The 26925-nt window shown below is 71.0% G+C and carries 21 protein-coding genes and 2 pseudogenes; 13 read left to right on the top strand and 10 right to left on the bottom strand.

From position 1 onward, the window contains the following. Window positions 1–155 precede the first annotated feature (155 nt). From OHA72_RS46635 to OHA72_RS46625, 3 genes are read left to right on the top strand one after another with little or no spacing between them, the layout of a single operon-like run. The gene (locus OHA72_RS46635) at window positions 156–1205 is read left to right on the top strand and encodes a hypothetical protein (RefSeq protein ID WP_327002536.1); all 1050 of its coding nucleotides are present in this window, start codon (window positions 156–158) and stop codon (window positions 1203–1205) included. 47 nt (window positions 1206–1252) lie between these two features. Beyond that, window positions 1253–1918 carry a sensor histidine kinase gene (locus OHA72_RS46630; protein WP_327011792.1) on the top strand — a complete coding sequence of 222 codons (666 nt, stop codon included), beginning with the start codon at window positions 1253–1255 and terminating at the stop codon, window positions 1916–1918. Further along, complete coding sequence (locus OHA72_RS46625; protein WP_327002535.1) at window positions 1905–2579, top strand: response regulator transcription factor; 675 nt, start codon at window positions 1905–1907, stop codon at window positions 2577–2579. The genes OHA72_RS46630 and OHA72_RS46625 overlap by 14 nt, the downstream gene beginning before the upstream one ends. Here OHA72_RS46625 and OHA72_RS46620 read toward each other — a convergent pair. Beyond that, window positions 2545–2919, bottom strand: a complete 375-nt coding sequence (locus OHA72_RS46620) for a response regulator transcription factor (RefSeq protein WP_327002534.1) — start codon at window positions 2917–2919, stop codon at window positions 2545–2547. The genes OHA72_RS46625 and OHA72_RS46620 overlap by 35 nt on opposite strands. Before the next feature lie 139 nt (window positions 2920–3058). On the opposite strand from OHA72_RS46620, the gene OHA72_RS46615 reads away from it, so the two are divergent. The 4 genes from OHA72_RS46615 to OHA72_RS46600 all read left to right on the top strand — a co-directional run bounded on the left by OHA72_RS46615 (window position 3059) and on the right by OHA72_RS46600 (window position 9200). After that, a complete protein-coding gene (locus OHA72_RS46615; RefSeq protein ID WP_327002533.1) occupies window positions 3059–3559 on the top strand; it encodes a hypothetical protein in 501 nt (166 codons plus the stop codon). 59 nt (window positions 3560–3618) lie between these two features. Then, a complete protein-coding gene (locus OHA72_RS46610) occupies window positions 3619–5895 on the top strand; it encodes an Hsp70 family protein (protein WP_327002532.1) in 2277 nt (758 codons plus the stop codon). A gap of 5 nt (window positions 5896–5900) precedes the next feature. Further along, window positions 5901–8633 (top strand): VWD domain-containing protein, encoded by a 2733-nt coding sequence (locus OHA72_RS46605; protein ID WP_327002531.1) that lies wholly within the window; start codon window positions 5901–5903, stop codon window positions 8631–8633. Between the two features lie 339 nt (window positions 8634–8972). Then, a complete protein-coding gene (locus OHA72_RS46600; protein ID WP_327002530.1) occupies window positions 8973–9200 on the top strand; it encodes a hypothetical protein in 228 nt (75 codons plus the stop codon). Between the two features lie 54 nt (window positions 9201–9254). Here the strand turns inward: OHA72_RS46600 and OHA72_RS46595 are convergent, their stop codons facing one another. The 5 genes from OHA72_RS46595 to asnB form a co-directional block, all read right to left on the bottom strand. Next, complete coding sequence (locus OHA72_RS46595) at window positions 9255–11900, bottom strand: glycoside hydrolase family 2 protein (RefSeq protein WP_327002529.1); 2646 nt, start codon at window positions 11898–11900, stop codon at window positions 9255–9257. A gap of 75 nt (window positions 11901–11975) precedes the next feature. Further along, window positions 11976–13577 (bottom strand): beta-N-acetylhexosaminidase, encoded by a 1602-nt coding sequence (locus OHA72_RS46590; protein ID WP_327002528.1) that lies wholly within the window; start codon window positions 13575–13577, stop codon window positions 11976–11978. A gap of 334 nt (window positions 13578–13911) precedes the next feature. Beyond that, window positions 13912–14865: a zinc metalloprotease gene (locus OHA72_RS46585; protein WP_327002527.1), complete on the bottom strand. Its 954-nt coding sequence runs from the start codon at window positions 14863–14865 to the stop codon at window positions 13912–13914. Window positions 14866–15354: 489 nt separating this feature from the next. After that, window positions 15355–15570: a hypothetical protein gene (locus OHA72_RS46580; RefSeq protein WP_327002526.1), complete on the bottom strand. Its 216-nt coding sequence runs from the start codon at window positions 15568–15570 to the stop codon at window positions 15355–15357. Window positions 15571–15906: 336 nt separating this feature from the next. Further along, window positions 15907–17778 carry an asparagine synthase (glutamine-hydrolyzing) gene (asnB, locus tag OHA72_RS46575; protein ID WP_327002525.1) on the bottom strand — a complete coding sequence of 624 codons (1872 nt, stop codon included), beginning with the start codon at window positions 17776–17778 and terminating at the stop codon, window positions 15907–15909. 27 nt (window positions 17779–17805) lie between these two features. Between asnB and OHA72_RS46570 the strand changes: the two are divergent. The 3 genes and pseudogenes from OHA72_RS46570 to OHA72_RS46565 all read left to right on the top strand — a co-directional run. Beyond that, a pseudogene (locus tag OHA72_RS46570) lies at window positions 17806–18440 on the top strand (transposase); the annotation flags it as partial. Window positions 18441–18487: 47 nt separating this feature from the next. Beyond that, a pseudogene (locus OHA72_RS65155) lies at window positions 18488–18592 on the top strand (hypothetical protein); the annotation flags it as partial. Between the two features lie 86 nt (window positions 18593–18678). Beyond that, window positions 18679–19194, top strand: a complete 516-nt coding sequence (locus OHA72_RS46565) for a competence protein CoiA family protein (protein WP_327002524.1) — start codon at window positions 18679–18681, stop codon at window positions 19192–19194. A gap of 45 nt (window positions 19195–19239) precedes the next feature. On the opposite strand, the gene OHA72_RS46560 is transcribed toward OHA72_RS46565, so the two are convergent. Continuing rightward, the gene (locus OHA72_RS46560) at window positions 19240–19467 is read right to left on the bottom strand and encodes a hypothetical protein (protein WP_327002523.1); all 228 of its coding nucleotides are present in this window, start codon (window positions 19465–19467) and stop codon (window positions 19240–19242) included. 496 nt (window positions 19468–19963) lie between these two features. Here OHA72_RS46560 and OHA72_RS46555 point away from each other — a divergent pair, with 496 nt between their 5' ends. Beyond that, window positions 19964–20620, top strand: coding sequence for a hypothetical protein (locus tag OHA72_RS46555; protein WP_327002522.1), 657 nt, complete (start codon window positions 19964–19966; stop codon window positions 20618–20620). A 300-nt stretch (window positions 20621–20920) separates the two neighbouring features. Then, the gene (locus tag OHA72_RS46550; protein ID WP_327002521.1) at window positions 20921–21634 is read left to right on the top strand and encodes a DUF2795 domain-containing protein; all 714 of its coding nucleotides are present in this window, start codon (window positions 20921–20923) and stop codon (window positions 21632–21634) included. 783 nt (window positions 21635–22417) lie between these two features. On the opposite strand, the gene OHA72_RS46545 is transcribed toward OHA72_RS46550, so the two are convergent. From OHA72_RS46545 to OHA72_RS46535, 3 genes are all read right to left on the bottom strand, one after another. Continuing rightward, window positions 22418–23338, bottom strand: a complete 921-nt coding sequence (locus tag OHA72_RS46545; RefSeq protein ID WP_327002520.1) for a GH12 family glycosyl hydrolase domain-containing protein — start codon at window positions 23336–23338, stop codon at window positions 22418–22420. A gap of 131 nt (window positions 23339–23469) precedes the next feature. Further along, window positions 23470–24864, bottom strand: a complete 1395-nt coding sequence (locus OHA72_RS46540; RefSeq protein ID WP_327002519.1) for a serine/threonine-protein kinase — start codon at window positions 24862–24864, stop codon at window positions 23470–23472. Window positions 24865–25158: 294 nt separating this feature from the next. Continuing rightward, window positions 25159–25437, bottom strand: coding sequence for a hypothetical protein (locus OHA72_RS46535; protein WP_327002518.1), 279 nt, complete (start codon window positions 25435–25437; stop codon window positions 25159–25161). Window positions 25438–26389: 952 nt separating this feature from the next. On the opposite strand from OHA72_RS46535, the gene OHA72_RS46530 reads away from it, so the two are divergent. Next, complete coding sequence (locus OHA72_RS46530; RefSeq protein WP_327002517.1) at window positions 26390–26857, top strand: hypothetical protein; 468 nt, start codon at window positions 26390–26392, stop codon at window positions 26855–26857. The last annotated feature ends 68 nt before the right edge of the window (window positions 26858–26925 follow it).

Below are 26925 nucleotides of genomic sequence, written 5' to 3'. Positions count from 1 at the left end.
GGGTCGGCCGCCGCGGGCGCCCTTAAGCAGCGCCGGTGCGGATCGCGGTGCCGTGCGGCCGTCCGGGTCGGCCCGGCTGCCGAGCAGGAGCTTCGGATTGCGGCAGGCCCGGTGACGGCGAGGTTGCGGGCATCCGGTACACACGCGGTGTGGGAATGCGGACGCCGGTCGGGCCGGCGCTGCTGGCGACCTGCGGGGCCGCCCTCGGGGTCGTCGGCCTGATGCTCAAGGCCGAGGACGGCTCCCATCCGACCGCCGACCTCGTGTTCGGCGGCGTGAACGGGTTCTTGTTCCTCGCGGCCGGGCTCGTGGCCCATGCCCGCAAGCCGGACAACCGCGTCGGGCTGCTCATGGTGCTCGTCGGGGTCGGCTGGTTCGCCGAGGACCTGCAGTTCTCGTGGGTGCCGTGGGTGTTCGCCGTCGGCGGGCTGTTCTCGCACGTCTCGACCGCGTTCGGCGCGCACCTGGTGCTGGCCTATCCGACCGGGCGGCTCAGTTCGACGGCGGCGCGGGTGCTGGCCGGGCTCGCGTACCTGGTGGCGTTCGTCTGGCCCGCGTTCGGCACGCTGTTCTCCTCGCCCGCCAGCCAGGGCCTGCACAAACCGGACAACCTGCTGATGATCCGGGACGATCCGGAATTCGTGCGGTTCGTGTCCGACAGCATGGAGCTGGCCGGTGGGGTGGTGGCCTGCGGTATCGCGGTGGTACTGCTGCATCGCTGGTTCCGCGCCGGCCGCCCGTTGCGGTTCATCCTCGCCCCGGTGCTGATCACCGGCGTCGCCGCCGCGCTCGCCACCGCCGTCGGCGGGGTCGCCGGGTACGACAGCCCGTCCGCGCGGGTGGTCCTGACCGCCTACAAGGTCCTGTGCTGCCTGCTGCCGCTCGGGTTCCTGGCCGGCGTCCTGCGCGTGCGGGTCGGGCCGACGCGGGTGGACACGCTGCTGGTCGAGCTGGGCGCGCCCGGCCGCGGGTCGGCCGCGGACCTGCGCACGCTGCTCGCCCGCAGCCTGGGCGACCCTCGATGCAGGTCGGCCTGTGGCATGAGGCGAGCCGGTCCTACGTCGACGACGACGGGCGCCCGGTGCCGGTCCCGGCCGACGGCGCCGCGAGGGCGGCGACCGAGGTCGGCTTCGGCGGCCGCCCGCTCGCCCTGCTCATCCACGACCCGGCACTGCGCGAGGACCGGGCCCGGCTCGACGCCGTGACCGCCGGTACCGCCGTCGCCCTGGAACGGCAGCGCCTCGCCGTGGAGATGCTGGCCCAGGTCGAGCGATCCCGCGAGCGGATCGTCGCCGCCACCGACGCCGAGCGCCGCCGATTCGGTCAGGACCTGCACGACGGCGCCCAGCAGAACCTCGCGGTCGCCGCCGCCTACCTGCGCAAGGCCGTCGGGGGGCTCGACGACACGGCGGACGCAACGGTGCTGGAGGCGTTGCGCCGCAGCGACCGGGCGCTGCGCGACGTGACCGGGGAGCTGCGCGAGATCGCCCACGGACTGCGCCCGGCCGCCCTCACCGAGCTCGGCATCGGCCCCGCCCTCGACGCGCTGGCGGCGGCGATGCCGATCCCGGTCGAGCTCAGCGCCCCGGCCGTCCCGCGACTCGCCCCGACCGTGGAGCTCACCGTGTACATGCTGGTCAAGGAGGCGTTCGCCAACACGCTCAAGCACGGGCAGGCCACCCGGGCTGGCGTGCGGCTGCGGCACACCGGCGCCGAGCTCGAGGTCCGCGTGCGCGACGACGGCGTGGGCGGGGCCGCGGTCGATCGGGGACGCGGCCTGCTGGGGCTGCAGGACCGGGTCGAGGCGGTCGGCGGCACCCTGACGGTGACCAGTCCGCCCGGTGCGGGCACGACGATTTCCGCGGTACTGCCCGCGGATCCCACGCCGACCCTGGAGGCCGACGATGACGGCCGGTGAGGCGATCCGCGTCGTGATCGCCGAGGACCACGCCCTCTACCGCGAGCTCCTCGTGGAACATCTGCGCCACCAGGGCGTCGACGTCGTCGCGGAGACCGCCGACGCCGTCCGCCTCCGCCAGGCCGTGCGCGCCACCCGCCCCGACGTCGCGATCGTCGACATCCGCCTGCCGCCCGGGCCGGGCCCGACCGGCCTGCACGCCGCCGTCGAGATCCGGCGCGCCGACCCGGACGTCGGGGTCCTGCTGCTGTCGCAGTACGTCGAGGCGCAGTTCTTCACCACCCTCGTCACCGACGGCCTGCGCAAGGTCGGCTACCTGCTCAAGGAGCGGGTGAGCGGCACGGACGGCTTCGTCACCGCGGTGCGCCGGATCGCGGCCGGTGGCTGCGTCGTCGACCCGGAGATCTCCGCGCGGCTGCTGCACGGCCGGCCGGAGCCCGCGCTCGCCGGGCTCACCGACCGCCAGGCGGAGGTGCTCGGGCTCATGGCCGAGGGGCTGAGCAACAGCGCGATCGCCGGGCGGCTCGGCATCTCCGGCAGCACCGTCGAGACCCACGCCCGGGCCGTCTACCAGGATCTCGGCATCGCCGACGAGAAGGACACCCACCAGCGGGTGCTCGCCGTGCTCATGTACTGGCGGGCCCGTCAGGACCGAGCATGAGCGCGGTCGCGGGCCCGGAGAACTCGTCCTTCGCGGCGAAGGCGTGGGCGCCGCACTCGGCGTAGCGCGGGCCGTACGCGGCGATCGGCCGCACCGAGCACAGCACCACCCGGATGCCCGGCCAGTTGGCCCGGATCGCCCGGCACACGGCCAGCCCGTCGATGTCCGGCAGTTGTACGTCGAGCAGCACCGCGTCGGGCCGCCGCGCCGCGATCATCGCCAGGGCGTCCCTGCCGGTGGCGGCCTCACCGACGACCTCGACGCCCTCAGGCTCCAGCAGCGCCCGCGCCAACTCGCGGAAGCCGGCGTGGTCGTCGACGATCAGCACCCGCGACGTCATCGCACCACCTTTCCAGCCTCCGGGCGCGGCCGTCGTCAGTACTAGCACTGACGACTTCGCCCGCCGACGCGCCCATCCTCGGTACGACGCCCACGGACCAGGGGAGTACGAGGGCGACTACGAGGGGCAGGGGATCGCCATGGACGTCCGCCGAGTCAGCACGACCGTCGCCACCGCCGCGGTGGCGGCGCTGCTCATCGGCTGCGGCCTCACCAAGGGCAGCCAGCCGCAGACGCAGCCACAGCCGCAGCAACCGGAGCCGGTGCCGGCCACCACCGCGACGAAGGGTCCGCCGGCGAAGACGACCGGCAGCACGAAGCTGGGCACGCTCTCGGTGCGCTCGACCGCCCAGACCAAGACCCGCGTGGCGTGTTCGAACATCCAGACCGAGGAGCGGCTCACCGCGAGCAAGGGCCCGGTCGACTGGACCGCCCGGGCGGTCGACCAGGTCTCGGACACCGGTGCCGGCAACGTCATCGGCTCGGTCACGGTGTCCCCCTCGTCCGGTTCGCTCGCCGACGGCGCGAGCGTGGTGGTCCGCATCGGCGGCAGCTACTCCGGCGGCCAGCGGTTCGTCGTCGTGTTCGAGTACCCGACCAGCATCGGCTCCGGTCGCGTGAACGTCGAGCTCAGCTGCTGAGCGCGTCAGCGGTGGCGCAGACCGGGGCCGAGGCACTCCGCCGGCCAGAAGACGTCGTCATGGAGGTCGACACAGTGCAGACCGTAAGACTCGGGATCGACTTCGGCACCTCGCACACCGTCGCCGTGCTCGGCCGTCCGGGCGGCCGCGCTGACGCGCTGCTGTTCGAGGCCTCGCCGCTCATGCCGTCGGCGGTGTACCTCGCCGACGACGAGACGATGCTCGTCGGGCGGGACGCGGAGCACAGCGCCCGGATCGAGCCCGCCGCCTACGAGCCGCACCCCAAGCGCCGCATCGACGAGGGCAGCGTGCTGCTCGGCGGACGCGAGGTGCCGGTCGAGCGGCTGATCGAGTCGGTGCTGCGCCGCGTGGGGGAGGAGGCCGGCCGGATCCTCGGCGGGCCGCCGGGCGGTACGGTGCTGACCCATCCGGCCGGCTGGGGCGCGACCCGCCGGGGTCTGCTCACCACGGCGGCCCGCAACGCCGGGCTGGCCGACCCCACGCTGGTCGCCGAGCCGGTCGCGGCGGCCATGTACTTCACCGGCGTTCTCGGCCACCGCGTGCCCGACGGCCACGCGGTCGTCGTCTACGACTTCGGCGGCGGCACCTTCGACATCAGCGTCGTGCGGCGCCTCGGCGACGGCTGGCACGTCGCCGCGGCCAGCGGCCTGGACGACGTCGGCGGCATCGACCTCGACGCCGCGGTCGTCGACTGGACCCGCGCCCGCGTCGCCGCGCGGGCGCCGGAGCTGTGGGAGCGCCTCGAGCGCCCGGCGACCGTGACCGACCGCCGCCACCGGCGGATGCTGTGGGACGACGCCCGCTCGACGAAGGAACTGCTCAGCCGGGCCACCAGCGCGGGCCTGACGATCCCGCTGTACGACGTCGACGTGTACCTCACCCGGCCCGAGTTCGAGACCCTCGCCCGGCCGTGGGTCGACCGGACCGTGGCGCTGACCACGGCCACGCTCTTCGCCAGCGACGTGACCGCGGGTCGGCTCGCGGGCGTCTTCCTGGTCGGCGGGGCGAGCCGAGTCCCGCTCGTGGCGACGCTGCTGCACCAGGCGCTGGGGATCGCCCCGGTGGTGTTGGAGCAGCCGGAGCTCGTCGTCGCCCACGGCAGCCTGATCACCGACCCGGGCCCGCTCCCGACCGCCACCCTGCCCACCGTCCTGACCACCCCGCCACCACCGCCGCCCGCCGCGCCGGAACTGCCGGTTCCGCCCGCCGCTGCGCCGGCGCCGGCGCCGGTGGCAGCACCCACGCCCACGCCGCCTTTTGCGCCTGCACCTGCCCCACCCACGGAGCCGGAGCCGGAGCCGGAGCCAATACGGGCCGGCGGTCGGTGGCCGTTCATCGCGTTCGCGGTCATCGCCGCGCTCGGCGTGCTCTCGCTGCTCGCCGGGGACTTCGACGACGACTACGGGCCGCCGTTCGTGTCCGGCCTGCTCACCCCGCTGCTGCCCAAGTCAGTGCTCGTCCTGCTCGCGATGGTCATCGGCGTCGCGGTCGGCGGCGCGCCCGGGCGCATCGCCGCGCCGGCCCACCGGGCGCTCGGCCCGGCCATGCTCGCCACCGGCGGCGGGGCCGTCGCGCTGCTCATGCTCGGCCTGACCCGGCACAGCGGCGACGCGTTCTCGATCACCGACGGCGACGCCTCCCGCGGCGAGCAGTTCAGCGCCGCCGCCCTGTGGGTCGTCGCCGTGGCCGCGGTCGCCGTGCTGATCGTCGGGGTGTACCTCGCCGCCCGCCCGCCGTCGGTCGATCCGCTCGTCGCGCCGCGCCGCCGTCCGGGCCGGCCCGGCTGGTTCGCGGTGTGGGTGGCCGCGGGCGCGCTGCTGGTGCTCGCGACCGGCAGCCGGCGTCCGTGGGCGTACCCGGCGTTCAACGGCGGCGAAGCCCGCGACGTACAGCCGTTGCGCGGCCTCATGCTCAACGGCGGCGCGATCGGCTGGTGGGGCGGCTACCTCCTCGGTCTGGCCCTCATGCTCGGCGCGGCCCTGCTGCTCGGCGCGGCCCTGCGCGCCGCGATCGTCCGCAGCCCGGCCGTCCATCGTGGCATGCGCCCGATCGGCTGGTTCGTGGTCGCCGAGTGCGGCGGGCTGTTGCTGCTCAACGTGGTCTGGGACCGGCAGGTGCCGCCCTACCGGGGTGCCGCTGCGGACGTGCAGAGCTGGTACTGGAGCACGTTCGTGCGCCTCGACGGCCTCTCCGGCACCCACCCGGCCGTGTGGCTCGCCCTCGCCCTGACCGCGACCGTCGCCGTCGCCGTGCCGTCGCTCGTCCGCAGCGCCCGCGCCGCCCGCCGGCCCGCGCTCGAGCCGAAGGGGGACTGAACGCGGTGGCCGTACGACTCCGGCGGCTCGTCGTCCTGACCGTGCTGAGCGCCGGCGCCGCGCTGGCCGGCGTGCTCGTCGCCGGGCCGGCCCACGCCGACGCGGCCGTCGGGCTCGCGGTCACGGCCGCGCGGCCCGAGGTGGCGAGCGGCGAGCCGCTGCCCCTGACGTTCACCGTCACCAACCGCAGCGGCGCGGCCTGCTCGGTGCCGGCCCTCGCCGACGGCGCCGTGCAGGTGATCGACGTGAAACGCGACGGGGTCGCGCGGGCGCCGCGGTACGGCACGGCGTTCTATCTCAATGGGATCGCCGACGCGCAGCGCGGCGCCCTGGTCACCGTGCGGCCCGGACAGTCCGTCTCCTTCCCGCTGCTGGAGCTGCGGGCGGTCGCGGCGATGCCGGCCGGCGACGGGCTCGTGGCGAGCTGGCCGGTCGAGGAGCCCGGCCGGTACGAGGTGACCGCCGCCTACCAGGCGCCGACGGTGCCGGGCACGACGACGTGCGCGGGCAGCAGCGCGCCGGTGACCGTGGCGTTCACCGTCCGGGCCGCCGCCGCGGCGCCGCCGACGGACCGGTCGGGGTGGCCGGGGCCGGCCTGGCTCGCCGGGATCGTCGTCGCGGTGGCCGGGGCGCTGCTCCTCGCCGTCCTGCTGCTGCGGCGCCGCCGCCGGGGCCCGGCGACGCTGGTCGTGGTGCTGGCGCTCATCGCCGCCGCCAGTACCGTGGAGGCGCAACCGGCCAAGGCCGCGCTGGTGGTCGACGAGAACGCCCTCACGCCCGGCCTCGGCGCGATCGTGGACACGTGCCTGGCCCAGTTCCGCGCGCCCGGCGGCGACCCGGCCGGGCTGCTGGGCTACCTGCGCGACCCGAAGAACCCGCCCGTGCGCGTCCATCAGATCAGCGACCCGCGCACCGGCGTGGCCCAGTCGCCCGTCCGTGGCACGATCGAGACGACCGGCAACGTGCACCATCCGGAGCTCGGCTCCGACATCTACTGGGACCCGACCGCGAAGTTCGTGCTCGACAACGTGCCCGTCGAGGCGTGCGCCGCGCTCTACCACGAGATGGCGCACGCGACCGACTTCAACAAGGGCGCCCTGGGCGAGGCGATGTGCGGAGACTCGGGAGTGAAGACGAAAGAGGTCCGGGCGACGACGGCAGAGAACCAGTACCGCACCGCGAAGGGCCTGACGCCGCGCGGTTCGTACCACGGCGTCAAGCTCCCGCCGGCCGACTCGTGCGAGGACAAGACGCAGCGGGACCTGCGGGCGAAGGGGGTGTGCGCGGGCGCGGCGGCCGGGTCGTGCAGCCGCACCGACGGCGACCCGCACCTGGAGACGTACGACGGCGTGCGCTACGACCTGCAGCTCGTCGGCGAGTTCACGGCCGTGCGCGCCGCCGGCGCCGACCTGGAGGTCCAGACCCGGCAGACGGCCGTGCCGGGCTCCCGCACGGCCTCGGTCAACACGGCGGCCGCGATGCGCGTCGCCGGGACCCGGCTCGGCTTCTACCTCCTCGACGGCGACGTGGTCGTGCACCGCGACGGCCGGCCGATCACCCTCCCCGCCGGCGACACGAGGCTCGCGCGCGGCGGCACGGTGACCCGGCGGCCGTCGGACGTGCCCGGCAACGGCGACGGCTACACCGTGACCTGGCCGGACGGCTCGGCGCTGTGGCTGGACCGCATCGGGGGGTACGGGCTGCGGGTGTTCACCGCCCTCGCCGCGGCGCGGAAGGGCAAGGTGGCAGGACTGTTCGGCAACTTCGACGGCGCGGGCGACAACGACCTCACCGGCCGTGACGGCCGCCGCGTGACGGGGACCGACGTGCGGGCCTTCGGCGACTCGTGGCGGGTCACGGCGGCCGGGTCGCTGTTCGACTACACGGCGGGGGAGAGCACCGAGACGTACACCGACCGCAGGTTCCCGGACCGCGAGCTGACCGTGGCCGGCCTGCCCGCCGACCGCGCCGACGCCGCCCGCGAGGTGTGCCGCCAGCTCGGCGTGACCGAACCGGCCCGCCTCGACGAGTGTGTCCTGGACGTCGCCGTGACCGGCCAGCCGGCGTTCGCGGTCGGCGCCGCCGACAGCTACGCGAGCAACCCGCCGCCCGCCGCCTCGGGCGCGTCCGGCACCGGCGCGGCGATCCACGACGGGGACCGGACGGCCGGGACGCTCGCGGCCGGGGAGTCCCGGACGTACGGGCTCGACCTGGCGGGGGCGCCGGGCCTGTGGGTCAACGGCACCACCGGCGACTGTGGAGTGACGATCCAAGTGGTGACGCCGGCCGCCCGGCCGTTCGAGGTGAGCGGCTGTTACGGCCTGCCGGTCCTGGTCCGGCCGCCCGGCCCGGCCGGCACGAGCGTGACCGTCAAGGGCAGCGGCGCATACACCTTCACCATCGTCACCCTGAAGCCGCGCAGCCGGACGGTGGCGCTGGGCGAGCAGATCAGCGGGCGCCTCGAGGTGCCGGGCCGGGTCGACCGCTTCGAGTTCGACGCCGCCGGCGCGAAGGGCATCCGCACAACCGGCGGCGCCGGCGGGGAGAAGGCCTGCGACGACATCCGGCTCCGTGTGTTCGACGCCCGCACCGGCGAACGCCTGGGCCTCGACGTGCCCGCGCCGCTCTGTGAGGGCCTCACGATGGAGCTGCCCGACCCGGCCGGCCGGTACGCGGTCGAGGTGATCGCGTTCGGCGGAGCCGTGCGCGACTACTCCTTCCGCCTCGCCCGGCAGTAGCCGCTCCCGGCGGCGGCTCCTCCCGCCGCCGGGCTCACCACGTGCTGATCGGTGGTGGACCGGTCCTGGCCCCACCAGGCCGTGTATCGCCTCGCTCGCATGCGGTGGTGCTGGGGGCAGCATGGCCGGGTTGCTCGCCGCCCGGGTGCTCGCCGACGTGTACGACCGGGTGACCGTCATCGATCGTGACGAGCTTCCGGTCGACGCGACCGTTCGGGGACCGGATGCTGCGCGAGTTCGTCCTTGCCCGATCCGGCGGCTTCGGTACCGGTAGCTGGCACCGGCACGCGCCGGCCACGAAATGCCGCGGATCGAGGGGACCCGGCCCGCAATGACGGTATGCCCGGTGCAGGGCCGGCGCCCGCCCTGCAACATTGCCAGGGTGGGCGCCGGCCGCGTGCACCGGCTGCTGCAAATGCGCCCGGCGGTGACGCGTCCTTCGACCGGGACACCCCTCGACGTCGAGGTCTCCAGCTCGGCACCGACGCGGTCCTGCTCGGCGCGCTCGCCGTCGGCCTGACCGAGGCACGCGACCTGGTCCTCGAACGGACGGCGCCCGCCCGCTGACACCGACGACGCCGGGGGCGGCGGGCCTCTGACCCCCCGCCCCCGGACTCCGGATCAGGGCACCGGCACCGAGACCGCCGGGACGTTGTAGCCGCGCACCCGCAGGAAAACGGGCGACCCGCCCAGGTCGGCGGTGGCGTAGACCGCCGTGACCTGGGTCGACTCGCCGGGGAAGAGCGAGACGTAGTTGTCGGTGTAGGAGACCGGCACGACCTCGTTGCCGCCGTTGCCGGCGGTCACCTCCGGGCGTACGAAGAACGCGATGTTGGTCGGGCTCGTGTTGGTCAACATGATCGTGACCGTCTCCTGCCCGCCGGCGACCGATCGGGATACGCCCGTGGTGACGCCGGTGTTGGCGGCGAGGCTGTTCAGCCCGGTGAGGTTGGCGTAGGTCTTGACGCTGGTGGAGTACCAGTTCTTCTTGTTGCCCAGCGCGTCGGCTGTGGTGGAGTACCAATAGAGGTTGTTGCTGACGGTCGTGCCGCTGGAGTCCTTCAGCTGGAGGCGGACGAAGTAGGTCGACGTCAGTCCGGTGATCGCCGGCAGCGTCAAGATCGGCGCGGAGGCGTTCGCGGGCGCGCTGACCGCGACGCTGGTGGTGTACTTCTGGGTCAGGTCCGGGACGTTGTACACCGTGGCGGTGGCGGTCAGCCCGGTCCGGCCGGTGAGGGTGGAGTTCACGACATATGCGTTGCGGCTGAAGTAGTCGTAGGCGATGTGGACCGGCTCGGTGGCCTTCTTGGTGCCGTAGAACGATCCGCCCGGCTTGAAGTAGTAGTCGTACAGGTTCCAGTGCAGCGCCGGCCAGGCGTTGTTCTGCATCCACCAGATGCTGCCGAACGACTGGGTGTGCTGCCGGGCGCTCCACGCCTCGAAGAACGAGCGGGTGTTCTCGTAGTTCATGACCTCGGACTTCTTCGAGTAGTCCGCGGCGCTGGTCGTGGTGCCGTACCGCCGGTTGAGGGCAGTGGTGTAGACGTCGGTGTTGTCGAAGACGCTGCCGCCCCGGCCTGCGTGGTAGTTCCAGGCCGCGTTGCCGACCGGCCAGGTCTGTGCCGGGGTGAGGAACCGCGAGAGGCTCTCCAGCGGCGGCGGCGCCTCGGTGCCCTCCTCACCGGTGGTCCCGAACGCCGAGCCCTGGCGGGTGAGGTCCCACCACAGCACCGGCGGCTCCCATTTGTAGGGGCCGTCCATCTTCATGCCCGCGTTCGCGTTGGACCAGGTCGCGACGTTGTCCACGGTCGGGTTCTGCCAGTGCAGGCCTGCGGCGATGTTCTTGTACGCGGTCAGATGCGCCGCCGTCGGCGGCTGATCGCTGCCGTAGTTCCACATGAACGTGCTGGCGTGCGCGCGCAGGGCCCGCATCTGGGTGTTGAGCGATGCCTGGGCGACGGTGGCCTGCTCCGCCGTCCAACCGCTGTCGTTCTCCCAGGCGCTGCAGCAGACGAATCCCGGCATGATCATGATGCCGGCCGCGTCGGCGAGGTCATAGAGCTCCTGGTTGCCGAGTGTCCCTTCGAGGCGGATCGTGTTGAGGCCCATGCCCTTCACGTAGTCGACGTGCGCCTTGTTCGTCCTGGTGTCCCACCGTTGCAGCAGGTCCCAGACGTACCCGCCGCCGCGGAACAGGATCGGCTGTCCGTTGACCTTGTACCCGACGAAGGAGGTGCCCTGCACCGTCGTGCGGTAGTCGGTGAACTGCCGGACGCCGAAATTGATCGTCTTGCTGTCGGACGCCGCCCCGGAAACGCTTGCCGCCGTGGTGACCTGGTACAGCTCGGGGCTGCCGAATTGGTACGGCCACCACAGCACGGGGTTGACGACGTGCAGCTGCGGGTGACCGGCGGGATCGAAGACGAGCTCGCGGCGCTCCCCCGCCGCCAGCGTCACGGTCTGGCTCGCCGTGATCGTCGGCTGGCCCGGTTTGCTGATGGTGGCGGTGACGGTCGTGGTGACCGGCGCCGCCGTCGCGTTGATCGCATCGGTGTAGACGGTGAGGTCGGCCGCATTGGTGGCGGGCAGTGGCAGGACGGTTTTGACGTACGGGTCACGGACGGCGACCGGACCCGTCGTGTCGACGAACGTGCGGCCCCAGATACCGGCGTTCATGTCGGGCGCCTCAGGGTTCCAGTCGACGGTGCACACCGACAGGTCGGCGCAGGCGTGCCGCGGCGGGGTCACCCGGATCGCGATGGCGTTCAACGCACCGGGCACGATGGCGCCGGTGACGTTGTATTCGTGCGAGACGAACGTGCCGACGGCGTTCGCGTCGAGCTGCGTGCCGTTGAGCCAGACCTGGGCGCGGTAGCTCAGGCCCTGCAGCCGCAGCCAGTAGGCCTGCCCGGGGCTCGCGGCCGCGGCGGTGAACTGGCCGCGGTACCACCAGTCCTGGCCGGTCAGGTCCGGCACGGACTGCAGGTTCGTGCCGGCGTAGATGTTGGTGTAGACGTTGTTCGCCACCAGCCCGGCCAGCACGGTCGAGGGCAGGGTGACCGGGCTCCAGCCGGCGGTCGGGTAGCCGACCTGGGAGATCGTGGTGCCGGTGTCGGCCAGGCCGGTGGCGGAGCGCAGGGCCCAGCCCGAGGTCAGCTCGGTGGAGCCCACGGTGGCGGCCGAGGCGCCGCCGGGGCCGAGCGCACCGATGGTCAGGACCGAGGTCACGGTGAGCAGGAGCGTGGCCAGCACCCGCCGATACTTCATCCGATTTCGTGACAATTTGCACCTCCGACGGTATGCGGAGCCGCAAGCCCGGTGGCGTAACGGCCCCGCCGGCGGTTACGAGCCGCTCGGCCAGGTGACCTGGGTCGAGTGGTAGTAGTTGATGCCCATGACGTTCCAGCGTGGTCCCTGCGCACCGAGGCGCTGCTTGAACGCAGTGAGGTTGTGCGTGCTCCATGGCGACCAGCCCAGTTCGGCGATCGCGGGCAGCCGCGGGAAGGCCATGTACTCGATGTCGGCCGTGGTCACGAGCGTTTCTGACCACAGCGGTGCCTCGACGCCGAGCACGGCGGTCTCGCCGGCACCGGTGAGGTAGGCGCCCGGGTTCCATTCGTACGCCGTGTTCACGTCGATGAGACCGGCCCACTTCTGACCGAGCCTTGTGTTGTTGCGGTACTTCATGTCCAGGTAGGTCTTGTTGGCCGGGGACATGACCACCTTGGTACCGTTCGCCACCGCCGCGGCCAGCGGCGCATTGCTGGTGGTGGTGCCCCAGAACTGGGCCACCGTCGAGGGCAGCGGGGTCGCGTTGGCCACGTCGTGCCATCCGACGACGGTCTTGCCGTGCGCGGCGACGATCTGCTGTACCCGGTTGATGAAGTACGAGTAGTCGGCCGCGGTGGTGGAGCTGGCCTCGTCGCCGCCGATGTGCACGTACGGGCCCGGGGTCAGTGCGGCGATCTCCCCGATCACCTGGTCGATGAACGTGTACGTCAGCTCCAGCGGCACGCACAGCGAACTGAACCCGACCTGCGTGCCCGTGTACCGGGCTGGCGCCGCGCCGTCGCAGTTGAGCTGCGCGTACGAGGCGAGCGCGGCATTGGTGTGCCCGGGCATGTCGATCTCGGGAATGACCGTGATGTACCGGTCGGCCGCGTAGTTCACGATCGCCGTGTAGTCCGCCTGGGTGTAGTAGCCGCCCGGCCCGCCGCCGACCTGCGTGCCGCCGCCGTAGGTCGCCAGGTTCGGCCAGGAGTTGATGGCGATGCGCCAGCCCTGGTCGTCGGACAGGTGCAGGTGCAGCACGTTGATCTTGTACAACGCGAGCTGGTCGAGGTACCGCTGGACCTGGGACACGGTGAAGAAGTGCCGCGCCACGTCGAGCATCGCACCGCGGTGCGCGAACCGCGGGTGGTCGACGATCTGCCCGCCCGGCACCGGCCACGGTCCGGACTGGAGTGTTGCCGCGTCGGCGGTCACGGGCAGCAGCTGCCGCAGCGTCTGCACGCCGCGGAACAGCCCGGCGGGCTGGTTCGCCCGGATGGTGATCGCGCTCGCGGTGACGTCGAGTTGGTAGCCCTCGGCGCCGACGCTGGGCGGCGCACCGGTGAGCAGCAGGGCGATCCCGTCGGCCGGGCCGGCGACGGTGGTGACGACCGGCAGCGGCAGCCCGGTCGAGACCCGCAGCCGGGCTGCGAGCTGGTTGGCGATGGCCGCCGCCGGTGCGGAACCGGGCGCGGCGTAGATGGTGGTGGACGCGGTGATGCCGTGGCTGACCCCGGGCGTGGCGGTAGCCGTGACCGGGACCGGGACGACCGAGCTGAACGCGACAGCGGTCGCGGCGACGGCGGGAGCGGTGGTGGCGGACAGGAGGGCGGCGACAACGCCGAGGCCGGTGAGGGCCCCGCCGAGTCGTCGTGGCAGGGAGGGGGCGGCCATGACGGTCCTCTCGCAGAACGCACCAGCCTGCGGGCGGGCTCGCACCCACCAGCAGGTATTTGCATTTGACGATCCCCAGCTCAGCCAGGATGGCATGGGCCCGAGCAAAGGGCAAGGTGCTTTACAAATGGCGCCCGGGTCATGCCTGCCGCAGCGGCGGCAGCGGAACCGGGATGCTCAGCGCCGTTTGCCCCGGCGCCGATGCCGCCCTCGCACGTGTTGGGCGGCGCGGTGCCGATCCCCCCGCGTGGAAGGCTTCTCCGCCGTCTGCGGACATGACGCGGCCCGCAGCGCACCGGGTCGTGCGCTGCGGGCCGTCGGCTTCGATCCCTGGCTACTTCCCGCCACCGGCGCGGAATGCCACCCAGGCGTCACTCATCCGCTCCGCCTGCCCGGCGGTGAACATGTTCATGCACGAGTCCTGCGAGTAGTCCATGAAGTTGTGGATCGGGTCCGGCCCGGGAGCGCTGCACGTGTCCGCGCCAACCGGGCAGTCGAACTGAGGGATGGCCTCGCGCGGGGTGTCGGCCACGTAGTCGCCGGACGCGGCGCACCCGTGCGCGAAGGTGTGCTCCAGCATCAGCCAGTGCCCGACCTCGTGCGTCAGGGTGTCGCCCTCGGCATACTTGCCGGCCGTCCCGCCGGGCATCGATTCGTCGAGCATGACCACGCCGTCGATGTAGTCGCGGCCGTTGTTGTACCCCTTCGGGAAGTACGCCCAGCCGAGCAGCCCGCCGCCGATGTTGCCCGCGTACACGTTGAGGGTGCGGGCGTCGCCGGTGTACAGCGCCTGCTTCATGTCCCGCTCGTTCTTGCCCGGCACGACGGTGTACCAGTCACTGTTCACCGTCCAGGTCGTGCTGGTGAGCGAGAACCGGAACGGCGTGTCGGACGCGTCCGCAGCCGTGCGACCCGCGTACGAGTCGTTGAGCACCGCCATCTGTGCCGCGATCAGCGTGTTCCACCGGTCTTTCTCGGCCGCGCTGAACGGGTGGTCGGAGATCATGTGAAAGACCGTGGGCACGGTGACGCTGCCGTTGGCCAGACGCGGCGAATCCTTGATCACACCGTAGGCATTCGCTTCGTTCTTCGGGTACAGCTCCGGCTCCTGAGCGGTGGCGCCCTCGCTCACCCGCGCCCCGCTGGCACCCGGGTTGCACGCCGCGGCGCCCGCGGAGGCATGCACGGTACCGGCCGCGCCGGCCACGCTGGAACCGCCACCCGCCGCCACGAAAGTCGCCACGGCAGCGGTCATGACCGCCAGCCGTAGTGTTGATCTTCTGCGCATCGTTCACCTTCCACAGACCGATGTAAGCAGGCGGGATCGCCGCCTCCCGGCATGAGAACACGCTGCGGTGGTGACGAGAAGACTTGAGTGCGGCAACCAGGGGTCGTTATAGGGTCGACGGCCGACTACGGCTCAGAGCTCGGCGGCGGCGGCCCGCTGCCGGTCCGGCTCCGGCAGGTGGGTTGCGTTGACGATGAGGTTGCGTGCCACAGCAGGGCGGCAAGGCTGGGCCGACCGGTGTCCGTCGTCGGGGACTGCCCGAGCGCCTGGTGGCGCGGGTTGCACCATCCGGACTGTCGCCGGAATATTGGCGCTGCCATGTCGAACCCGATTCTGAGTGACGACCCGGTGGTCTGCGTACTTCTCGTCGATCGTCCATTGTGGACGTCATTTGGGCCGGTCGGGTTGGATCGTAGACTCCTTTGCTCGGCCGGTTGTGCTTTTGTGGTGACCTGGGGGAAAGACGCTTTGACCTTGTGCCGGGATGAGTCAAAGAGCCTTGCGCTGCCCGGAATGGTCCATGCGTTGAGCGTCACCGGACTGGTGGACTGTGGTGTCGGGAGACTCGCCCAGCCGCCGTTCGAGAACCGAGAGCTGATGCCGGAGCGCGAGGATCTCGGCGTCTTTGTCCCGGTCACTCATCGGCAGTAGCCGGAGCAGCGCGAGCGCGTTGGCCACGCCGGGGTAGGCCAGTCGAAACAGCACAGCGGGTCATCCTTGCGCAGTCGTCGGCGTGGATCCCCGCTGCGTTGGGGGTCGGCAGCTCGTCACCGTGGCGGATCTCAATCCCGGTGATCAAGGTGGCTCTGGCCAGCGCGGATGAGGTTTTCGGCACCCGCAGTGCTGACCGAGCTGAAGAACCGGGGTGTCACCGACGTGCTGATGCTACGCGGTCGGATACTCCGCGGGCCCAGTCGTATTCGATGTTTGTGGCGGCGGCCGCGGCGTCGGCTGCGGCGGTGAGGAGCCACCTCAAGCACCCGCTCAGACCGATGCGCGGCCTACTCATCGCCGAACGCAACAGCGCCTCTTACGCCTCGATCAGGTGAGCACCAGCCGGACCGGGTAGCGGCGCAGCCACAGGTTGAGGCCGAGCAGCAGCTCGACCGAGCGCCGGCTCATCCCGAACCCGCTCTCCTCCAGCGGGGCGGCCAGCGTCTCCCGGACCCGCGGCGGGTTGATCAGCTCCGCGATCGGTGCCTGCGGGTCGTCGACGACCTTGATCAACGACTGGCGCAACGTCCGTTCGTACACTGGATCCTGCGTCGACGGGTACGGGCTCTTCCGCCGGCGCAGAACCGACTCGGGCAGTAGGTCGGCGACGGCGGCGCGCAGCATGCTCTTCTCCCGGCCGTCGAATGCCTTCATCGACCACGGCGTGTTGTAGACGTACTCCACCAGCCGGTGGTCGCAGTATGGCACTCGGACCTCCAGCCCGTGCGCCATGCTCATCCGGTCCTTGCGGTCCAGCAGGACCTGCAGGAATCGGGTCAGGTGCAGATAGGAGATCTCGCGCATCCGGTGCTCGGTCGGCGACTCGTCGGGCAGGTGATCGACCTCGGCCAGTGCCTGCCGGTAGGCGGCGTCCCGGTACCCGTGCAGATCCAGCGCGCGCTCCAACTCCGGGGCGAACAGTCCCTGTATGCTGCCCGGTCTTTCCGGCAGCGCGGTCAGCCAGGGGAACCCGTTGGCGTTGACCGCGGTGGGGTCGTGGAACCAGCGATAACCGCCGAACACCTCGTCCGCCGACTCGCCGGACAACGCGACGGTCGAGTGCTCCCGCACCGCGCGGAAGAGCAAGAACAAGGAGGTGTACAGGTCGCCGAGGCCGGTCGGGATGTCGTTGGCGACCATGACCTCCGTGCGGTACAACGAATCCGTCAACTCGCCGCTGTTCAACACGATGTCGGCGTGCTGGGAGCCGACGTGCTCGGCGACCTCGTGGACGTAGGGCGTGTCCGGCTCCGGTCGCATCGCGTCCGGGTGGAAGTGCTCAGTCTGCCCGACGAAGTCGACCGCGAACGAGCGCACCGGCCCGAGTCCCTGTTCCCGCAACCCGAGAGCGGCGAGCGCGGTGACCGCCGACGAGTCGAGCCCACCGGAAAGCAGGGTGCACAGCGGTACATCCGCTATCAACTGCCGACGAATGATGTCTTCCAGCAGGTCTCGCACGGTGTGTACGGTCGTATCGAGGTCGTCCGGATGCGGCCGCGCCGACAGCCCCCAGTAGCGGCGCGTCCGAGTCCCGTCTCGGTCAACGACAACAACGTGGCCCGGCCGGACCTCGTGTACCCCGCGATACACGCCGTGCCCCGGCGTCTTCACCAGCGCCAGCAGCTCCCGCAGTCCGTCAAGGTCCACCTCGGCCGACACGTCCGGATGGGCCAGAATGCTCTTCGGCTCTGAGGCGAAGAGCACCCCGTCCGGCGTCGGATGGAAGTACAGCGGCTTCACCCCCATCCGGTCCCGGACCAGCAACAGGCGCTGTCGGCGGCCGTCCCACACCCCGAAGGCGTACATGCCGTTGAGCCGTTCGGGGAAATCCTCGCCCCACTCGAGGTATGCGTGGAGCACGACCTCGGTGTCGGAGTCGGTCCGGAAGTCGTGTCCGAGCGCGCGCAGCTCCGCGCGCAGCTCCCGGTAGTTGTAGACCTCCCCGCTGTAGGTGAGGGCGACGGTCGGCTGCCGGTCCTCTTCGGCGAGCATGGGCTGAACGCCGCCCGCCAGGTCGATCACGGCCAGCCGGCGATGGCCGAAGCCGCAGTGCTGATCGAGCCAAAGCCCTTCGGCATCGGGTCCGCGGAGCGCGGCGGTGGCCGTCATAGCCCGGAGCGCCGACTGCTCGTGGACAAGATTCCGGTTATACGCGACCCACCCGACAATTCCACACATAGTTGGCCCGTACCCAACCACCGCCGGGCACAATCGCCCGCGACGCCTGACTTGCGACGCGCGGCGGTTGAGCATCTGGGCCGCCGGGACGGGTGTTGATCGTCGATGACACCGGGTTTCTGAAGAACGGCACCCGGTCGGCCGGGGTGCAGCGGCAGTACTCAGGCACCGCTGGGCGGACCGAGAACTGCCGGTGAGGCCGGGCACGCCCTGATCGACCGGGAGTTGTACCTGCCTGCGTCGTGGACCGAAGACCGGGACCGGTGCCGCGTGCCGGCGCGCCGGACGAGGTCGGGCTCGCCACCGAACCTGAGCAGGCCAAGGTCATGCTGGCCCGGGCGTTGGACGCGGGTGTGCCGTGCGGGTGGGGGACCGCGGACGAGGCCGGGCTCGTCGTGCTCCTCGGCCGGACCCGCCGCGCCCTGCGCCAGCACGAGGCCTACGGCCAGGTGAAGTCGTTGCGGGTGTGGCTGGAGGAACGCGATGTCGGCTGCGTGATGGCGACCAGGAGCAACGACGACGTGGTCACCACGCATATGGGGTTCGTGCGGGTCGACGACCTCGTCGCGGTGTTGCCGGCCTCGGCGTGGCGGCGGTTGTCTGCCGGCGCGGGCGCGCACGGCCCGTGCATCTACCAGTGGGCCCGCACGCCGATCCGGGTGTCGTGGCAGCCCGGCCGCGGGTCTCCGCGACGTGGCGGGGTGGAAGCCGTACGTGGCGGGCTTGAGGCATGCTCGTGGCCGTCCACGCGCGCTCGGGGGAACGGGTCGAGGCGTCGAAGCGCCTGCCGGCGTCCCCCGACTACCGCTGCCCGGTGTGCGGCTGGACGGTCGTCGCCAAACCCGGCCGGGTGGTGGTCTCACACTTTGCGCACCGGCCGGCCGGACCGCGGTGCGGCGCGCAGGCGAGTCGATCCCACACATGCGCGCGAAGGTCCTCCTCGCCCAGCGGTTCCGGGAACACGGCCACGAGGTGGCCCTGGAGGAGCCGCACAGCGGCGGCTGGCGGCGGGTCGACGTCGCGGTCACCATCCAGGGCCGCAACGGCCCGGTCCGGGTCGCGGTCGAGGTGCAGGACAGCGCCATCGCTGTCGATGAGCTACAACGACGCAACCACGCCGATAAACGGGCCGGGTTCTTCGCCACCGTGTGGATGTTCACCACCAACAGGCTCAGCCGCGCCCGCGGCAGCCTGCCCGGCGCCGAGCTGCGCCTGCCTGAGGAGGTCCGCTACCTGAACCGTCGCTGGCACCTGCCGGTCGCCGTCCTCGACGTCCAGCGCGAACCACAGATGCTCGTGTCCACCGCTATCTCGGGCACTTGTTCGACGAAGATCTTCCGCGCGCAGGTGGCCTGCTGGCAGAAGTACCGGCGGACCATGAGGTCAAGCCGGACCTCACGGCCCCCGATCGCAGTGTCGGTCAGGCGTCGTATGTAGCGGCTGTGCGCCCGATCGGAGTTCGGCCCGCAGATGTTTCCTTGTTCAGCCGATGCCGGCGCGCGCTGTGGTGAGTCTGCCCAGCAACTGGTGGGCGCGCACGGCGCGGTCGGCGTCCTCGCGGCGGACCTGTTCGATGAACGCCTCGACGTCGTCGTGGCCCTTGGCGTCGGCAGCGTACTTCGCGCACACCTGGCTGCCTTTGAGGGCGTGGTACTGGATACTTACGAGGTCGTAGACGATGTCATCGGCAGGGGTATGAGACTCGGCCATTGCACAACTCCTTGTCGTCTCCTTGCTTCACTGGTCACTTGACACCTACCCGCAGGTCACCGACGAACCCTCGGCACACGCCTGCGGAGCAGTTCGGCGACCTCGAGAAAGACGGTCTACCTGTCGCGGTGCGGGATGTCGGCATGCCACCCATCCGTGGTGCGCCCAGACACCGGCAACACGGGTCCTGGCGCCGTGTCATCTACTCGCCAGGCGCATCCCGCCTGCTGTGACCGACCAACCAGGACCACCGAGACTGTGCGAGAGCCAGTGAGCCGTACGCCGACATCGATACCCGCAAGTCTTGACCGATTCCGTTTGCGCCGTGCTGCAGTGGGCACGCGGTACAAGAACGTCGGGTAGCCACCCCGTAGGTATGACCAGGTGGCATGGCACGTCGCAGGGCGGCTCAGTGCGGGGTCCAGCCCCACCAGGCCGGTGACGGTGCGCCGGCGTGGTGCTCTGGCGTAGTGCTCTCGATGAGTGGAGCAGGAACATGGCAACTCTGGACAACGAACGCACGGTTACGGCGCTCCTGGACCGCCAAGGCAGCAGCTTTACCGAGGACGCTGGCATCACGCTGGCCGACAAGCCCGCCCCCCTGTACCAGTTGCTGGTGCTCTCGACGTTGCTCAGCGCCCGCATTTCGGCCGACGTCGCGGTGGCCGCAGGCCGGGAGCTGTTTCGGGCCGGATATCGCACACCGCAAAGAATGATCGAGGCGACCTGGCAGGACCGGGTGGACGCCTTGGCTCGTGGCCATTATCGGCGCTACGAGGAGCGGACCGCGGCCATGCTCGGCGACGCCGCCCACCTCTGCCAAGATCGTTGGCACGGCGATCTGCGTCGCCTGCACCGCGAGGCAGATGGCGATGTCGACCGGCTTCGCGTGCTGCTGACCGAGTTCCCGGGTATCGGGCCCACGGGAGCCGACATCTTTTTGCGTGAGGTACAGGCGGTGTGGCCGGACATCGCGCCGTTCGCCGACGCCAAGGTCGTCGATGGTGCAGAGCGACTGCACCTTCCCCGGTCGGCCGACGAACTCGCCGGCCTGGTGTCAACGGCGCAGTTGCCGAAACTGGCTGCGGCGTTGGTCCGGGTCGCTCGAGACCGTAGGGCGGCCGACGCCGTACTTCGGGAGGCGCAAGATTGAACCCGTAGTACCGTCGGAGGCGGCATGCGCGGCCCGGATCCGCTCAGCCGGCTGCGCGTCGGCGCCGACACAGGTGCCATGAAGACCGCCCAATGACGGTTCGATCGCTCCGCATGTTTGGCGTCACGCGGTCGCGTCTTTCCAGTCAGGGACTGCGGTTCGGTTTGCCGCCTGGTGGACGCACCCACTGGCATGAAAGGCCTTTGCGGTGCCGTAGGGCCGGGCGTGGTCAGCGCGTCATTGGGTAGGCACCCAACCATGACTGTTACGCCAACCCAGGTACAGCGGTATCTCGGCGACGTGGACTACCCGACGGACAAAAAGCATCTCGTCGAATACGCCCGCGAGCACGGTGCCGACAGCGACGTGGTACAGACTCTGCGGACTATGCCCGGTGAACGGTTCAACTCGCCGAACGACGTCAGCCAGGCCGTCGGCAGGCAGACGCAGGCTCAACAGCAGGACGTAGTGCACATCCTGCTCGCCCGGCACACCGAGATCAAACAGCTCTTTGCACAGGTGGCTTCCGCTCAGGGCCCGCAAAAGGACGAACTGTTCCATGACCTCGTCCGGCTACTCGCCGTCCACGAGAGCGCGGAGGAGCAGGTCGTGCATCCGGCGGCGCGCACCATCATTCCGAACGGCGACCAGATCATCGACGAACGGCTCCACGAAGAGTCGGACGCCAAGCAGGCACTGTCCGATCTCTACGATCTGGGGGTAGACCACCCGGAGTTCGACCAACGCGTGGGTATGCTCGGCGAATCGGTCCTGGCGCACGCGGCCCAGGAGGAGCGCACGGAGTTCACGCAGCTTCGCAAGCATGCCGACGCGGACCGGCTCCGCCGGATGGCGCGTGCCTTCGAGGCGGCGGAGGCGCTGGCACCCCCGCGTCCGCACCCTGCGGCGGGAGAGTCGGCCGTCGCGAATCTCTTCATCGGGGCGCCGATCGCGGTGTTCGACAAGGTCCGTGACGCGATGCGTGACTGGCGCAAGCACGTCGGCGAGGGTTGAGGAGAGCCACGACGACGGAGGGATCGGGACGCGCCGGGCCCGGGGTCCCCGGGCCACGTGTTGAGATATTCGTTCAACGGGTCAGGCCCACACACGTGGTCCGGGACGTTCTCGACATCACCGGCGTCTTGCGCCCCTGACCGAGCGCGGACAGCCTGCACTTGCTACCGCAGCGTCCCGGGCCAGTGGAGGTTGCGGTGATCTCCCGGGCGGTCAGGATGGGCGGCCGGCGGGTATCGTCTCCGGCCCGATCTCGTGCTCAACGCGCTGGGCGGATACAGCAAAGCGGAGCTGATCGCGAACTGCGTCGCAATGGCTGACGCGTTGCTGCCGCAACCTACCCGGGCGCCCGTTGACGCTGGGTACCCGGGAGAAGTCCTTCCCCGTACGGGAACGACCCTCCGAGAGCACGGTGATCGACGACGTCGCCGGGCTGGTATGGGCGGCGCGCGTGGCCGTTATCGAGCCGCGCCCGTTCCTCGGCCGGTCGTCCGATCAGCACCCGCAGACGACCTCGGTGTCCGACCTCGACCCGCGGTGCGCCGCCCGGTCTCGCCGAGGCGTGCTTGGTCGCGCGGCGTGTGCGGACCTCCTGGAGCGCGTGGGGGACACGAGGATTGCCCAAGCAGATGTACGGCCGCGCCAGCTTCGGGCCGCGGCGGCGTCACCCGCTCGCCGGCGTCAAAAGCGGTCGAGGAGACCTGACGGGCGATGCGGCGACGTCGGGGACAGCGCCTCGGTGGTCTTCGTCGGTGAGAGGCTCCGGAGGCTACCAACCGGGCATCATCGGCACGGGCGGCCGCTCGGTGAGGCCGGCCGCGTCGAAGGGGTGCTGCCGGCCGAGGCGGCATGACTCTGTGACGGCACATGTGACGGCACATGTGACGGCGCCGGTGACGAGGGGGTGTGTGACGGCGCCGGCGGTGGGACCGCGCCGCTGGTGCCGCCGCCGCTGACGTTCGCGGCGAAGTCGTTGACGGCCAGGCCGGTGCCGCCCACCCAGGGCTCGAACCCGGCCTGGATGCTGGTCATGTACCACGCGTTGGTGACCGTGCTGCGCGTCTTCACGTTGTCGATGAAGGCCCGCACGTCGAAGTTCCACTTCGTGATCGGCGACTGTGCGACGTACGAGACGACGTCGCTGGAGCCGTTGAAGCCGGACCATACGTCCCAGGTGTGGCCGCCGATGGTCGCCGTCGCAACGCGCGAGCCGACGGGATGGATCGGTCCGCGTTTGGCGAACCAGATCATCAGCTCCTGCTTGTTCGTCCCGTGGCTGTTGGCCGCCGGGTCCAGCCAGATGTCGTACGACACGTTGTAGACGCCGCTGGCCGGATACGAGAAGCTGACGCTGCTTGTCGCGCTGCTGATCTTGCCGATTTGCATCGGCAGGGTGGTGTGTGGTGAGCAGTTGTCGTAGTGGCAGCCGTAGTAGATCGCCGTGTACGACGCGGGCGCGCCGTTGGTCGGCTTGTTGTGGCTTGCCGTGATGGCGAAACCCGCGGTACCGACGTTGACGCACTGCGGGGTGTCGACGCCCCAGCGGTTGTTCATGACGATGTAGCGGTCCTGGACGGTGGCCGAACCGTACTTGTCGCAGATCTGGGTGCTGGCCTGCGCCGTGCCGCCGCCGGCCACGGCGGCGGTGATGAATGAGGCGAGCATCAGGCCGATGGTCGCCAGCGCGCGGGACGGACGTGTCACGGTGCTCCTCACTGCGGGGAACGAGGGGTTCGGAGCGTTCCCGGCAGGAGGTTATGACGCGTTTACGCAGCTGAGCAGGATGGATGCGGTTTCGTTACCGATTGTCGTGGTTTCTTCCGGTCAGCAGCTAATCACGGTTGCGCGGTGACCTGGCAGCGCTGCCCGTTCAGCACGAAGCTGCCGGGAATGCCGGTGGCGCCGCGACCGTCGATGCTGACACCGACGTCACTCACGGACGAGCCGGCCGCGAGGTCCGGATGGCCCGGCAGGCCCGCGACGGTGACCCGCGCGCCCTGCTGCTGCCAGGCGCCGTTCCAGCCATCCCGCGTCTGCAGGCCTTCGGCGAGGTCGAAGGTCAGGGTCCAGCGCTGCGTGACGACCTCGCCGGTGTTGGCGATCGACAACGCGACGGTCGCGCCGTTGTCCCAGATCTGCTTCACCTGGTACGTCACCCTGCACGACGGCTCGTCCGGCGCCTTGGCGCCGAGGGACGCGGATCCCGTCTCGCCGGCCGGTGTGGCGGACCTGGCGGAGGGCTGGGGCGTGCCCGACCAGCGGGCCGCGGTGGAACCGCCGGACAGTGCCGGTCCCAGCGCGGTGGCTGCCACGGCGACCCCGATCGCAGCGGCCACGACCGCGCCCGCAACGGCCACGATCACCGATGCGCGGCGAACCCGCGGCCGACGCGCCGGCGTCGCCGGCAGGTCCCGGGTGCCCGTCAACCGCATCGTCGCGGTCGCGCTGGTGCCCAAGCCCACGACCGAGCCGGCGATAGGGCGTTCCCGCACGTCGACGGCGCCGACCCGTACCCCGGCCAGATCCGCGAACCGGCGGGCGAGCGCCGCCGCGGAGGGGCGCAGGTTCGGATCCGGTGCGACGCAGTGCTGGTAGAGCGCCGCGACCTCCAGGGGCATCCCCGGGATCAGCGGCAGCGGTGTGAGCCCGGGATCGCCGCGCAGCAGCCCCGCCTTCCGGTCCGCCGGCGGCTGGCCAGTCAGCACGGAGAAGAGCAGCATGCCGAGGGCGTAGACGTCGGCGGCCGGGCCTGCCGTCTGGCGGGGCGAGGTGACCGCGGCGATGCCGAAGCCGAGAACCTTGACCCCGTCCTCGGTCAGCATGATGCTGCCGGGCTTGATGTCGCTGTGCACCAGGCGGCGGGCATGGGCGGCCGACAGCGCGGCCGCGACGTACGCGCACACCTCGACCGCGCCCCGCCACGGCAGCCGGCCGCGCGTGAGCCGGTCGGCCAGGGACACGCCGTCGACGAGCTCCATCACCACGAAGGGTTCGTCGCCGGCCACGCCGTAGTCGTAGACGGCGCTGACGTTGGGGTGGTTCAGCAGCGCGGCGACTTGGACGCCAGCGTGCAGCTGGCCCGCGTCACGGGGCCAGGCGGCAAGGAGTTTCACCGCCACCCGGCGCCGGAGCACCTCGTCGTATGCCCGCCAGACCATCGACGTGCCGCTCTCGCCGAGGGGCTCTATTAGCCGGTACCGACCGGAAAGGAGTTTTGGTGAGTTAATCACCCGAAAAAGTGTGCCACATACCGCCTAATATGGATTTAGCGGCTATATGGCGAACTGCGGCCTCGCCGTACGTCGTCTATCGCAGGAGTTTGCCGGGCGCAGTTGCCGGTTATGTTGTGCCGCTGGCAGGTTTCGGGTGGGCCGTGCCGGTGGGTGAGCAGCAGCGTGGCGTACCGGGCCGGGGTGATGCCGTAGGCGACGGCGAGGTATTCGGCGAGGGCCGCGGTCAGGCGGCCCGGGAAGCGGCCGTCGTCGGCGGCCGGTGCCGTGTGCGTCCCGCCAAATGTCACGCGGCTACCGCAGACGCTTGCGGCCGAGGACGCCGGTGACGGCGGCGCGGACACCGCGGACGTCTTTGCCGGTGACGATCCGGGCGTCGACGCGGGCGAGGAGCAGGGCGGCGAGTTGCCCGGCGTGCCAGAGGTCGTCGACGGCGGCGTCGTCGGGGCTGAGGAGGGCTTTGACGACGTGCCGCAGCCAGCGGCGGTCGCCGTGGCGGCGGGCCCGTTGCCGGCCTTCGGCGCGGGATTGGGCTGTCGGCTGTCGCGCAGTGCATGAAGCTGCCGTGCCCACAGCGCGTTGAGGACCCCGGCGAGGTGCTCAGGTCCGTCGATGAGGACGTCGGCGTCTTGGACCAGGCGGAGTTGGATGCGCGGACGGCCCGGACCAGGACGGGTCGGTCATCAGCACCGACCCGTCCTGACCGACGGCGGTCAGTCGAAGTCGGATGCCTGGATCGCGATCACCCCGCGATAGCCCGGGTGTTCGCTGAGCGTGAAGAGGGTGTCGGGTGAGCTGCTGTCGTCGCCGAAGTAGCTGAGGGACTCGGCGCCGTAGGCGCCGGTCCAGACCTTGACCGCGGAGGTCGCCTGGCCGTTCCAGAAGCGCAGCTTGCCGTAGTTGTCCTGGATCGTCTCACCGGACGTGATAACGCCGCCGCTGCAGTGGAACCAGAACTTCGTGTCCCGGGTCGTGACGCCCTGCCACAGCCGCCCACCACTGGCGGCAGGCGCTCGCCGCGTATGGCGACCTCGACACCTTCGAAGTCCAGCGGGTGCGGGATCGGCTGGACCGGCCGACCTCTGGACTCACGCCTCCACCCGCAGGCCCGGCCGGTTCGTCACCACCCGCCCCCACCGGAGGGGCGACACGACAGGAGCCGTCCACCGCGCATCACTGATCTCCAACAGTGCCGCGTCGTCGCGGCCACTCGCCGACCCGCGCCACAGCACCACCGCGTCCGACACCACCGCGCCCGAACGGCCGGTGTCCGGACTGCCGGGGAACGGTCAAAGCCGACCCGGACAAGCCTCATTGAACAGACCAAGGCACAGATCAACAGGTCGTAGGCGTCCGCAAGGAGGGCGCTGAGCGGGCGCTCGGAACTTGTCTGCGCGGAGGAGGACCTGCGGTGACCCCGCCGACGAGGGCCGGATTCCCGCCCGTTTCCGGCAGCATGAAGGCGCTGTGGCCGCGGCTCGTCCCGGACGGCACCACGACCGGCACGGCCTACGCCGCCGAATCGTTGATCCAGCAGGTCCTGCTGCTTGTCGCGCCGCTGCTGGCCGCGGCGCTGCTGACCTGGTCCGGGCCGGCCGCCGCGCTGTGGACCGCGGCAGCCGCGACCCTGTTCGGCACGGTCGCGTTCGTGTCCGCCGGTGCACTGCTGCTTGCCGCCTGGGTCGGCGGTGGCGTGAGCGGCAGCTTCCGCCGATCCGATGCCGACTACCCGCAGGCCCTCACGCGCCTGATCGTGGCGCCGGTGAGCAGGGCGGCCCCGTGGACAGCCGGCATCGTCATCCCGAGCCGGCCAGCGAGTTCCGCGAAAGATCACGCGGGCGGTCTCGCCGGGCGGAGCGTCCGCCGCAATCCGGCCCATGACCAGCTCAACCAAACCGTCGACGTCCTGACTGGACACGTTCGCCCGCAACCACCGCATCCTCTCCATGAGCGTGTCCACGCCGTACCTGATACGGGCGGGTGCAGATCCTGATCGACGGCACGTCGGGCTCACGCATGTTCGTCTGTGCGTGATTTTGAACGAACGGGTTCGAATGATGG

Origin of the sequence: Dactylosporangium sp. NBC_01737, from assembly GCF_035963215.1 — a bacterium.
Taxonomy (GTDB): Bacteria; Actinomycetota; Actinomycetes; order Mycobacteriales; family Micromonosporaceae; genus Dactylosporangium.
Note: the sequence above shows the minus strand (reverse complement) of the source record. Positions and strands in the feature narration are given on the sequence as shown.